The sequence below is a fragment of the Deltaproteobacteria bacterium genome (assembly GCA_016180855.1).
GTDB lineage: Bacteria > UBA10199 > UBA10199 > JACPAL01 > JACPAL01 > JACPAL01.
The window spans coordinates 1-11287 of sequence record JACPAL010000018.1 but is presented as its reverse complement, the minus strand read 5'-3'; the positions used below and the strand labels follow the sequence as shown (position 1 = coordinate 11287).

Below are 11287 nucleotides of genomic sequence, written 5' to 3'. Positions count from 1 at the left end.
GAGGGGTGAAAAGAAACTCAGTTACAGCTGTTATTTTGACGGTTGGCCCGCCTCTTCGGTTTTTATCTCCTGCTGGTGTTTCATGAAGCGGGGAACAAGCAGGGCCGCTGCGACCGAGAGGAGGGCAACAACGACCATTAGTTCGATCAACGAGAAACCGGATTTTTTATCTATGTGGGTCATGGTGAGCTCCTTCTAATGAAGCTTCGCCTAAGTACTTCGACTCGTAATTACTATGACGTATATACAAAGCCAAAAAAATCAACAAAATTACTCGCTCAGCACTAGTCCTGAGTAAATAAATTCGGCGCCGAATTTATGAATCGAAGGACTAAGGCGTCAAGAAGCGCTTTTTTCATGATATCAAGCCTTGGGACGATGCCTGTCCAGAGCTCAAAGCTTAAGGCACCCTGGGATAGCAGGAGGCCCCATCCCGGGTGAATTTTGAGCCCCCTCCTTTTTGCCTGGGAAAGCAGCGGCGTCAGTATAGGTCGGTAGACAAGGTCGGAAATAACAGACCGATGGGGGAGCCTCTCCAGAGGTATTTTTGTCCCTTGGGTTCCTCCCATGCCGATGGAGGTGGCATTGACGAGGAGATCAACGGAGGGGAGGATCTTCGACAAGGAATGGCTTGTGAGAGGAAGAGGCTCCATGGCTGTTTTTGGAAAAAAGCGTTTAAACCGTTTGGCAAGTAAAACGGCCTTTGAGACGGTTCTGTTCGCCAGATAAATTTGATAGGCCCCTTGTTGCGCAAGGATATACAGAATGGCTCTTGCTGCTCCACCGGCCCCAAGGAGGAGCACCGTTTTGTTTTTGGGGACAAAACCTGTTTCGTTTTTGAGAGATTGAACATAGCCGGGGGCATCTGTGTTGTAACCGACCAAGAGGCCTCGTCGAAAGACCACCGTATTGACCGCCCCGATTTTGAGAGCCGTCTCATCGATTTGGTCAAGGTACTTTAAGATCGTTTCCTTGTGGGGAATAGTGATATTTAAGCCAAGAAAGCGGCTCTCTTTTGCCTGTTTCAGAAACTTTCCAAGATGTTCCGGTTTTACAAGAAAGGGGAGGTACAAGACCTTAAGGCCGCATGAAGTGAAGAGGGCATTCTGGAAATGCGGGGAGAGGGAGTGGTCAATCGGATCGCCGATGACCCCTGCTATTTTCCATGTCGATTTTTTTGGAGGCATTGTTTTGCGGTCTGTATATCTTTCTGTATTTGTGCCATCAATTCCCGCGGGTTTGGGAAGCGGATCTCCTCCCGGATCTTTTTGATAAACTCCACCTGAATCTTCTTGCCCACGATATTTTTTGAAAAATGGAACAGATGCGTCTCAAGTGAGACCGGTCCCTCCCCAAAGGTCGGATTGGGTCCGATATTAGTAACACTGTCAAACTTTTTTTCGTTGATCGTCGTTCGGGTCGCATAAACGCCGATTGGCAGTATCGAGTCATTCTCCGGCTTTAAGTTGGCCGTATGAAGATTTAGCACCTTGCCTCCGATTCCGCGCCCCCGAACAACTGTCCCGGTGAGGGCGTAGGGGTGTCCCAGAAGATCAGAGGCCTCTCCAATTTTGCTGTCGCGAAGAAACTCTCGGATCCGTGTGCTTGAAACAAGCGTCTCTCCAAAAAGAAAAGGGGGGGCCACTGTTACTGTTACACCTCTTTCCTCTCCCATTTTTTCCAGGAGTTCGGCGGTACCCCTCCGATGATAACCAAACGTGAAATTATAACCAATCACGATCTCGCTTGCTCGCAGTTTTTTTTGAAGGATCTTCTCGAAGAAGGACTCCGGTGAAAGTCGGGCGAATCGCCGCGTGAATTTTTGAACAACAACCTTTTTGATCCCAAGCTTTTTTAGGAAGTCCAGTCTTTGCCTCATCGTCATAATCATGGGGGGGCAGGCTTTCGGCACGAGGATGTGTGCCGGGTGGGGATTAAAGGTATAGACAACCGGAACGGCCCCTCTCCTTTTGGCTCTATTGATAACGGTCTGTAAGAGGTGCTGGTGCCCTCGGTGAATACCGTCAAAAACACCGAGGGTGACAATGTTTTTTCTTGGCATATTGACACGCCCTTTTTAATCTCGCCAGACGATCCATCGACGTCTTGTCGTCAACTCCCTGTCATCCTGGGCGACGGCGGTGATCACATTCATCCCCTCCTTGAGTTTAAGTTTCGTTTTGAAAGGAAAGGAATGGGGGTCTTGTTGAAGGGGGGAAAGATAAATTTCTTTGGTCGCTCCCACAAACACAAAGAAGTGTTGAACCTTCTTATCATCAGAGGCAAGTCCCTCGAGGAGATACGATTTTTTTTCAACGCGGAGTGGCATGGAAGAGATGCCCAAGAGGGGAGGGATCTGCCATTCTCCGGTGGAAGGAACTAATGCCTCTTTGGGTGTGAGTGGGAATTTAAGCCGGTCCTCCAGCTCGTGAGACTGGAACTTGTCTGAAACGGAGAGGGCGAGCGAGACTTTCGGGTTTTTCTCGTTGAACTTCCTGGCAATATGGATCATCAGAGTGGCTTCGTCTCTCTTGTGAGGAGCGAGCGTCTTTAAGAGGGCGCGCCCCTTCTCGATAAAAACCTCAGTGCCGCCGAGATTTTTGATGTTAACGACAGGTTCTATACTTTTACCTTCCCCGAGATTTTGTATTTGCAGACGGATCGCAACGGTCTCTCCCGGATCGGGGCGGCCGTTCCGGTTTCCCTGGGTACCCGGAAGATTACCGTCCCGGATTTCATACTGATAGGCAAATATCGGATGGGGAATCTCCTCAATATGGAGGTTGAGGGCAATCGATTTGGGGACGCGCCCATAACCTTCTTCAAAGCGGAAATGGATCGGTTCGCTGCGTGGTAGGGAGGACTCGGGGATTTTGATAGGGACCTCCCACTGTTTTTGCTCACCTGGCGCCAGGCGTCCAAAGAGGAATTCCAGCCCATCAAAAAGCGGATCCTCCGATTCGCTGACGGTCCCTAACTGGTAAAAAGTGCCGTCCCCCTTATTCTCGACAGTCATCACTAAACGTCCTTCATCACCTGGTCGAAAGGATTTCTTTTCAATCCCGTCTTTGTCTTTGAGGTTTATTTTAGCACTTAAGGAGGGATCCCCTTTTGCCTCAGATAATCCCCAGTCAATTTTTCTTGTCTGAAGGGCCTCTTCAATGAGGGACAACTGCTGCTGGCGCAGGTTGTTAACAAGGGGGGAGACTTTTTGAAGCCAGGATGACTTTAGCGCTGTGACTTCCTGTGGAAGTTGCAACAGCTCTTGAGCAAGCAGAATCGGGAAGTCTTCCTCCAGACCGATCTTGTAGGACTCGTCATCGTCGGTCTCTTTCTTCTCCTTGACGGGCTTTAGATAGCGGAGCCGGAGACTCGCCATTGGAAAATCGGTCCGTTCCCCTTCGCGTTTGACGGGGTCCTCGTAGTAGTTGATTTGTTCCTTACCAACAACAACTGGCAAAAGCTCGATATCAGGGAGGATGCCGATCGATTGAACCTCACGATCGCCTGCCGTAAGATATTTGGCGATTGTCAGTTTCAGCGCTGAGTCATCCCGGAGGTCGTAGATGGTTTGTACAGTCCCCTTGCCGAAGGTTCGAGCCCCGAGAGTCAGGGCACGATCATTATTTTGAAAGGTCCCGGCGATAATCTCGGAGGCGGAGGCACTGCCTTCATTGACCAGGACCACCAAGGGAATCTTTTCGGCCATATCCCCTTCCTCAGCCTCTTCATTCTCACTGATCTCAGGCCCCACGGTCTTGACGATAGTTCCGTGGGAGAGAAAACGGTCCGCAAGCTCAACGGCCTGATCCAAAAGGCCTCCCGGGTTGTTGCGCAGGTCGAGGATGAGTCCCTTCATTGTCGGGTTTTCCTTTTGCATTTTGTGAAGCAGGCGCTCAAAAGAGGGGACCGTATCTTCCTGAAAATTTTTTATCTTCATCAGCCCAACATCCCCCTCCTTGATAAAGCGGCCGGCGACTGAATGGATTTCGATCAGGTCTCTTTTCAGCGTAAACTTTTGTGGGGTCGCCTGCCCGGTCCGTTCCACAAGGATGGTCACCTTGCTTCCGATCGGTCCCCGCAATTTCTCAACCGCTTCGGTCAGTGACATGTTGATTGTTGGCTCTTCGTTGATCTGGATAATCCTGTCGGAGGCCTGAATGCCGCCCTTCCAGGCGGGAGTATCCTCGAGGGGGGAAATGACGGTCAGATGCCCTTCCCGAATACCGATAACGATCCCCAATCCGCCAAACCTTCCCTTCGTGCTGATTCTGAATTCCTGATACATCTTTGGGGGAAGGAAGGTGGAGTGGACGTCGAGTCCATTGGTGAGCCCCCGGGCGGCGGCATATTCAATCTCCTTCAGTGTTAACTGCCCCTTGTAGTTGACATTCAGAAAGCCCAAGGTTTTCCGAAGCAGGAGATGGAGATCGTCCATGGAAAGTGGGGAGGGGACTGGAATCTTGCCGCTTTTGTTGGCGTATTTGAGAAAAATTCCACTCTCTTCGACACGTGCTAGAAACGGGGAAATTGTGATTTCAAGCTCTTTTAAGGCGCTGTCGAGCAGTTTGAGCGGGCTGATGAGGTCGTGATCGACATAATTTCGTTCAATATGGTGAAGGGTTCGCCCCAAGATCGGGGCGTCCACCTGGGAGATTTCTGAATCGGCAGGGGCCGGAATTTTCCTAGCAACAGCAAAGAGAATAAGGAGAAAAAAAGGCACTATAAATAGATAGAGCCATCGCCTGTTCATGGTTCCATCTCATACTGGAGGGGCGATGTTTTTCAAGGTGAAAGTTCTATCAAATAGCGGTAAAATCCTCCCCATGTTTCGGGGGGTTATAATTCTATTATTGTGGGCCTCCGCCGTTTTTGGGGGGATAGCGATCCCTCTCAACCTTGATAATCTTATTAAACAGTCGGACAAGATTTTTGTTGGTAGATGCCTGGAGGCGTCGCCAGAGCTTGACCAGAGAGGTTTCCCCTCCCTTTGGTGTCGGTTTCAGGTGACCCACCCTGTTCGGGGTGTGGCAGAAGGAGAGAGTGTCCTGATCAAGCAATTCGGGGCAGGCCAGAAGGGGGGGTGTCAGGAGGGGGAAGAGGCCCTTCTCTTTTTATATCCCGAAAGCGAATACGGTTTTACGTCGGCGATTGGATTGGGACAGGGGCGTTTTGTTATTCAGACCGATTCAAACGGTCTTAAGGTCGTTCTGACCCCCTTCGCTCATTTGAGAAGAGAGATAGGGGATCTCGACCTGGAGTCTCTTTTGAGAGATCTGAGGAGAAGGGTTTCTCATGGGGAGGATTAAAAAACTATTTTTTTTCTTCTTGCTTGCCTCCCTTTTGAACGGGGCGGGGCCTATCCTGGTTGATACGGAGAAGACAGGGAGGGCGATTGTCTGGAAGGATCAGATGGTCCGGTATAATCCTGAGACGGGGGATGAGGGGGGGCTGGGGCGCCTTTCCAACGAAGAGGCGCTTGATCTCCTGCGCGGTCTTTTTTCTGACTGGCAGGAGGTGACGATTGACGGCATCTCCGTTGCTAACTTCTCTGTGGTCGAGGGAGAGGGGCTTGGTTCGGTTAGCGCCTCTAATGTGGACGATCACTTTACCTATTGTCCTCCCTCCGAGAGCTGTTCCGGCGAAGATCCCCCTTTTGTCCTGGGCTCTGCCAAATCGGGGGCGAGTCCGGTTATTTTTGACACGGACGGCTCGATCACCGATCTGATACAGGGACAGGGAGCAAAAAAGAGTGTGCTCGGTTTTGCCGGTCCCCGTGTCCTTGATGAGGTCGATGGAATTCAGGTGATCGTTGAGGGACAGGCGGTCTTGAATGGTATTTTTATTGACTGTCCTGAAGAGGCCTCCGCAACTGATGATTGTCAGAGCCCGGAGGTCTCGCTCAATTCTTATAAGGGGGTCATTTTTCATGAGATCGGGCATTTTCTTGGATTGGATCACTCCCAGGTGAATCTCTCCTCCGCCCTCAAGGCGCTTTCAGGGGACGGCTCGGAACTTGACGGGATTCCGACGATGTTTCCCATTTTGATTGACGGGGAGGCACAGAGCACTCCCCACTATGATGATATTGTCTCTCTCGCCTCCCTCTATCCGTCGTCGAATCTCGATCGAAGTTTTTGCACCCTGGAAGGGACGGTTTACAAGGCAGATCAAACAACGGAGCTTCAGGGGGTTAATGTCGTTGCGAGGCGGGTCGACAATCCTCTCGCTGAATCAACCAGTTTTGTCTCAGGGCAACTTTATACGGGGGACCATTCGAACTGTGATGCCCCCGAAGGGGGGTTTTCCATCCATGGCTTAATTCCAGAGGTTGATTATACGCTCTCGGTTGAAAAGATCAGCCGTGCCTTTACGGGAGGGTCGAGCATTGAACCGTGTGATCCCCCACAAAGCGGTTTTCAGGAGAAGACTGTTCTGGGTACCTTTTCCTGCTCCTCGGCCGGCCAGACGATATCTGCCGGAACCGATGCAACGACAACGATCGTTACGACCAAAGGGGCGACGACGAGCGGAACCGATGGCACGGATGATTCTACCGAAGACTCTGCGGGTGAGGGCTCTGGCTGTAGCCTGATCCGCTAGTGTACTGTCTCATAAACTTCTTTACACGGCGTTGCCCGTTCACTCGCGATCCTCACGTACCACGAAGTACGCTCCGGTCGCTCATTCACGGGCGCCTTGTTTAAAGAAGTTTCTGAAACAGTACTGTATAGAAGTGTTGGAGACACTACACTAGTATCTCGTTACGCATCGCAATGTTATATTGACATATTATATTAAGTCAGTTTATAATTTGCATAATGAAATCAATAACATTTTTAAGAAATATAAAAGGACTTTCTCAGAGAAATTTGGCGAGGCAAGCGGGGATCTCTTTTCGGTCAGTTCAACTATTGGAGTCGGACCGGCATGATCCTCAAATCTCAACGTTGCAAAAGGTGGCTTCGGCGATCGGTTATCCCGTGCATGCTGTTCAAGGATGCTTAAACAGATTTTTTTACCAACCACCGGAGTCGATTGCGATTATCTCCGAGTGGATCTTGGAGGAGGGGGAAGAGTCCTGGAGAGGATGGATTCCCCAGTTTGTCGATACCTTTCGAAAAAAGCGTGACCCGCGCTATATTGAGGAAATGCCTGCCTCAAAAACAGCTCCAAAAATCAAGGCGCTCCTGGCCTCCACTGTGGAGGCGCTTTGTGCAGAGCTCGAACTCCCTCCGCCTGATTGGATTGAGATGGTTGTTCCACTGACTGAGCCCTGGTTTGTGTCTGGAGTAGAAAGCCTCAAGGCATCGGCCCTCGTGGAGAGTCCGGTTTTTTTTAGAAAAAGAAACATTTTCGTCCTGGGGAATTTCTTGGACAGGGTCTAAAACGATGTTGACAACTCCTCTCATTAAGAAACTTTTTAAGGCCTTAAATGAAGAGTTCAAAGAAAAAGGGGTCAAGGGGGAGGTCGGGATTTGTGGTGGTGCTGTCATGTGTCTTGTTTTTCAGGCGCGGCGGTCAACCAAGGATATTGATGGAATTTTTGAGCCGACCAAGGAAATTCGCGAGGCAAGCAAGCGGGTTGCCAAAAAATTTGGTCTTGATGAAGACTGGCTCAATGATGCTGCCAAGGTGTATTTTCATGTTGACCCCCCGCGTGAGGTTGTCTTGGAATTTTCGAATTTGCGTGTCTGGGCTCCAAAAGCCCAATATCTCCTTGCTATGAAATGTGTCTCTGCCCGATTTGATACCCATGATCGGGATGATCTTATTTTTCTTCTCCGCTATCTCGATCTGACTAAACCAGAACAGGTCTTTAAAATTGTGGGTCAATACTATCCGGCGGGGCAGATTCCAGCCAAGGCCAAATTTTTGATTGAGGAATTATTTTCGAAGAAAGAAGGTCAGCATGAATAGGAAAAATCTCTCCGTTCTCTTTTTACTTTTGAGTTCATCTCTCTTGGCCCTCGAAGCACCACCCCCCCCGGACTATTGGGAAAAACAGGAGAAGGATTTTATGGAGAAGGCGGATCTCGTGGTTGAGGGGGAGATAGGGTCGCCGGTCGAGAAAATGGGCCGTGTCAAGAAAACGGAATGTTATGATGAGAAACGGTATCAGGCCCCGCTCAAGGTGATGGGGACGCTGAAGCCGGGGGTTAAGGCTGTCTACCTCAAGCTGGTCTTTTACGAATATGACTACAGTAAACTGGATCGCCTTATCAAAGAAGAAGAGGTGGATTCTGAAATTCCCGGATTAAAAACAATCAAAATCAATCCCAAGGTGGAACGCTGCTTTGAAAACTATCGAGAAAGTGAGATTCATAAACCAGGCGATAAGGGGATCTATTTTCTTAAAGATTTGGGAAATATGACTGTTCAAGTGGTTCCAAGCAGTGAAGGGGTGGCAAGATATCTTTGGATTAAAAAGAATCCTCCTCCGGATGACGCCCTCAAAATGGATCAGAAGAATAAGGAATCGAAAGTTCTCAAAAACGGCACCCTTTCACTTAAAGTGATGAGCTCCGAGGGAAAACCGGTGGTCGTTGACTATGAAATTCTTGGGCCGGCGGGAGGCTGCGTTCCGTTTGAACCGATGCCGGGCTATAAAACCTGTCTCTCGTCCGAACCGCTCGACGGAAGGGTGAACGAGAAGGGGAGAAAAGGTTCTTCCAGCCGGATTCAAATGGATCTTAAGCCTGGATCTTATTCCGTTTATCTTCAAAATCCCCGGATCAAGACAGTGGGGGAGAAAGAACTTCAGATTTCGATCCGTATCGAAGAGGGGAAGGTGACTCAAAAGACGGTTTATATAAATTCCTTTCAAGCAACACGGAGGAGGCGTTACCGTCCCTTTACGGCCGAGGTTCAATTTTTACAAAGCGGAACAACTCTTTCAGGCAAGGCATTTGTTGGCGACCGTTGGGCCCGCTTTGAATTGGAAACGGATCAGGGCAGGCAGATTTGGGGACTCGATACCGAAAACAACTGGATCCGGATGCCGGTGGATGAGGAGAAGGCCTGTGTTGAACTACAGAATCACTATCCGACCTACGGTCTGTTTCATGAGTTTCCCGGGATGAGTGAGATCTGTGAGACGGGGGAATCGATCGATGGTCAGGCGACTGAGAGATGTGAGGTTTACTGGTCGACCTATTCTCGCGGAAAACAGCGTCAAACGATCTGGAAGGGGAAGGATCTGAATAATCTTGTGATCAAGGCAGAGTCCTACGGTTCAGGCATCGAATTTCATAACATCACGTTTGAGTCTCAAGAGATCGGTCCTTATTTTTGCCCCAACGATTATTCATGGATGAAAGAGGCTGAGTGGAGAGAGCTTCTTGGACGAAAGAAAAAGGATTGATTAGAATGTAAAAAAGAGGCACTTTTGGACCCTCATCGCTTTCAAGGGGGGCTCTATGAAAAAAGTTCATCTTCTTTTTCTGTCTTCGCTCTCTGTTTTGGGGGCCTGTGCCACGATGCCAAAGGCGCCCGAGAGGGGATATCAAGTCAGTCTGGAGATTCGGGTTCCAGAAAAACAGTCCTATAAGGCAGGAGAACCGTTTGAGGGGGGAGAGTATACCTTTCAATATACCGGCAAATCGTTTGAGGGGTTGATACTCTACTCGGTGCGTGCCCACAACCGCGGACGGTATGGAGAGGAAGATTCCTTTTTGCAGGGGGTGATTCGTGAAGGGCAGGGATCTCTCCTGAACCGTCGTTTTAAGGCGTTCTCTGTTGGGCCAGAAAAAACCGAGATGTTCCTCGATTCGTTTTCTGAAGAAGGCTCCTACAGTTACTATTTGGCTCTCTACGATTGTGATTCTGTGGAAAGGCAGTCCAAGAAAAAGTGTTTTGATCCGACCCTGACGTTTGATGATATCCGGATGCTAAAACCATTGAAGGATGTAAACAAGACGGTGTTTGTCACGCAGAGACTGGATTGTGAGAGCGACAAGGATTGTGTAAAAAGTTGTGAGGGATGCCCGGGTGGAAAACAGCATTGCAGTCCCAAGACAAGTACGTGTGTCGATTGTGATTTTCAGGTCAATTGTAAGAAAGACTATAGATGCCAGTATGTCCAGGAGGAGTATCTTTACAAATGCATGAAAGGTTTCTCCAAGGATTACATGCCGGCCCCGGTCAAGAAAGAGACGACCAGCCGAACGACCCTTGAAAAAATTCAGTGACCCGACCGCTTCTTACGATTCTGACTCTGTTGTTTTTTGCTGGCGCGGAGTCGCTTCTTTTAGGTCAAGTGCAAGAGGGTCCGATCGCCTGTAAGGAGTATGATTGTATCGAGAAGGCGATTCAACATTGTACGCCGGCGACCTACCCGTTTCATTTGGGCCTTCTTGAGACGACCGCCAAGGCGAATCTTGAAATCACAGGCAAGAAAGAAAAGATCTGTCAGGTGAAGCTTCATTTTTCTTTAGAGGAGGAGGTCACTTGTCAATTTGACCCTTCTGCAAGCCGTTCGGCGATCTGGTATCATGATGTTTTACAAAAGTGTAAGGGACCTGTCTTTAACGTCCTTTTTAGAAAAGAGGGGGATCAAGGTCGGGAGGGATTCAAGGGGATTGCCAAAAAACCATCTTCCGTGAAGGGGCTTAAGCTTGAGATTCATATTCCTAAAAAGGAGTATCGTCGTGGTGAGCCGATGGAGGGTGGATTTTATTCTGTCCATTACTCCGATGAGCCGTTTGTCGGAGTCCTCATGGTCTCACGTGCTAAAAAGGGGATTCAGACATCCGGTGATCAGATTCTGAAAAAAGTTGTGGGGCAGGGAGAAATTTTTGAATCACTATCTCCTTTTTACCTCTTGTCGGGTGGCTACCTGGAGAGTGATCAGCCGTTTTTTCGAGAGGAGGGGAGATATTCCTTTTCTCTCACCCTTTATGATTGCGCCACCCTGGAGGAGAAGTTCAAAAAAGATTGTGATAGCTTGGAGATTCGACGTGAAGAGCTTGAAGTGGTTAGGCCGCTTAAGGCAGCCAAAAAAGATATTTTAGTGAAAGGAAAAATCGATTCGTTCCAGTGCGGAACGGCAGAGGATTGTACGGCGGCTTGTGAAAATTGCCAAACCGACAAACCACTCTGTGATATCGAAAAAGGTATCTGTGTTGATTGCCTCCTAATGAGTGACTGCAAGGATCGGTTTAAGTGTGATCTGGAGTTACGCCGGTGCCTTCCTCTGGCAGAAGGGGAGTGCCGGTATGATGGGGATTGTCCCAAACTATGTGAGGCCTGCGAGAGAGGTCAGGGAAAGCAGTGGTGTTATCAACCG

11 protein-coding genes are annotated in these 11287 nt (G+C 49.3%); 7 read left to right on the top strand and 4 right to left on the bottom strand.

What is annotated here, in order from left to right; genetic code table 11:
• Window positions 1–30: 30 nt before the first annotated feature.
• The 4 genes from HYT77_08980 to HYT77_08965 form a co-directional block, all read right to left on the bottom strand.
• Window positions 31–183 carry a prepilin-type N-terminal cleavage/methylation domain-containing protein gene (locus HYT77_08980; GenBank protein ID MBI2068128.1) on the bottom strand — a complete coding sequence of 51 codons (153 nt, stop codon included), beginning with the start codon at window positions 181–183 and terminating at the stop codon, window positions 31–33.
• Between the two features lie 101 nt (window positions 184–284).
• The gene (gene aroE / locus HYT77_08975; GenBank protein MBI2068127.1) at window positions 285–1187 is read right to left on the bottom strand and encodes a shikimate dehydrogenase; all 903 of its coding nucleotides are present in this window, start codon (window positions 1185–1187) and stop codon (window positions 285–287) included.
• On the bottom strand, window positions 1157–2062 hold the full coding sequence (locus HYT77_08970; GenBank protein MBI2068126.1) for a bifunctional riboflavin kinase/FAD synthetase: 906 nt from the start codon (window positions 2060–2062) through the stop codon (window positions 1157–1159). The genes aroE and HYT77_08970 overlap by 31 nt, the downstream gene beginning before the upstream one ends.
• Before the next feature lie 15 nt (window positions 2063–2077).
• The gene (locus tag HYT77_08965; protein MBI2068125.1) at window positions 2078–4753 is read right to left on the bottom strand and encodes a PDZ domain-containing protein; all 2676 of its coding nucleotides are present in this window, start codon (window positions 4751–4753) and stop codon (window positions 2078–2080) included.
• Window positions 4754–4790: 37 nt separating this feature from the next.
• On the opposite strand from HYT77_08965, the gene HYT77_08960 reads away from it, so the two are divergent.
• The 7 genes from HYT77_08960 to HYT77_08930 all read left to right on the top strand — a co-directional run.
• Complete coding sequence (locus tag HYT77_08960) at window positions 4791–5309, top strand: hypothetical protein (protein MBI2068124.1); 519 nt, start codon at window positions 4791–4793, stop codon at window positions 5307–5309.
• The gene (locus tag HYT77_08955; protein MBI2068123.1) at window positions 5296–6603 is read left to right on the top strand and encodes a hypothetical protein; all 1308 of its coding nucleotides are present in this window, start codon (window positions 5296–5298) and stop codon (window positions 6601–6603) included. Before HYT77_08960 ends, HYT77_08955 begins: the two co-directional genes overlap by 14 nt.
• Window positions 6604–6821: 218 nt before the next feature.
• A complete protein-coding gene (locus tag HYT77_08950) occupies window positions 6822–7388 on the top strand; it encodes a helix-turn-helix domain-containing protein (protein MBI2068122.1) in 567 nt (188 codons plus the stop codon).
• A gap of 4 nt (window positions 7389–7392) precedes the next feature.
• Entirely contained in the window at window positions 7393–7920 is a 528-nt protein-coding gene (locus HYT77_08945) for a hypothetical protein (protein ID MBI2068121.1), read from the top strand.
• Window positions 7913–9364, top strand: coding sequence for a hypothetical protein (locus tag HYT77_08940; GenBank protein ID MBI2068120.1), 1452 nt, complete (start codon window positions 7913–7915; stop codon window positions 9362–9364). Before HYT77_08945 ends, HYT77_08940 begins: the two co-directional genes overlap by 8 nt.
• Before the next feature lie 55 nt (window positions 9365–9419).
• The gene (locus HYT77_08935) at window positions 9420–10190 is read left to right on the top strand and encodes a hypothetical protein (GenBank protein ID MBI2068119.1); all 771 of its coding nucleotides are present in this window, start codon (window positions 9420–9422) and stop codon (window positions 10188–10190) included.
• A partial coding sequence (locus HYT77_08930; protein ID MBI2068118.1) for a hypothetical protein occupies window positions 10187–11287 on the top strand: 1101 nt, incomplete at its 3' end. The genes HYT77_08935 and HYT77_08930, both read left to right, overlap by 4 nt.

Bases quoted from the DNA above. Each gene is read 5' to 3' on its own strand.
- HYT77_08980 (MBI2068128.1), bottom strand. From the start codon at position 183: ATGACCCACATAGATAAAAAATCCGGTTTCTCGTTGATCGAACTAATG.
- aroE (MBI2068127.1), bottom strand. From the start codon at position 1,187: ATGCCTCCAAAAAAATCGACATGGAAAATAGCAGGGGTCATCGGCGAT.
- HYT77_08970 (MBI2068126.1), bottom strand. From the start codon at position 2,062: ATGCCAAGAAAAAACATTGTCACCCTCGGTGTTTTTGACGGTATTCAC.
- HYT77_08965 (MBI2068125.1), bottom strand. From the start codon at position 4,753: ATGAACAGGCGATGGCTCTATCTATTTATAGTGCCTTTTTTTCTCCTT.
- HYT77_08955 (MBI2068123.1), top strand. From the start codon at position 5,296: ATGGGGAGGATTAAAAAACTATTTTTTTTCTTCTTGCTTGCCTCCCTT.
- HYT77_08950 (MBI2068122.1), top strand. From the start codon at position 6,822: ATGAAATCAATAACATTTTTAAGAAATATAAAAGGACTTTCTCAGAGA.
- HYT77_08945 (MBI2068121.1), top strand. From the start codon at position 7,393: ATGTTGACAACTCCTCTCATTAAGAAACTTTTTAAGGCCTTAAATGAA.
- HYT77_08940 (MBI2068120.1), top strand. From the start codon at position 7,913: ATGAATAGGAAAAATCTCTCCGTTCTCTTTTTACTTTTGAGTTCATCT.
- HYT77_08935 (MBI2068119.1), top strand. From the start codon at position 9,420: ATGAAAAAAGTTCATCTTCTTTTTCTGTCTTCGCTCTCTGTTTTGGGG.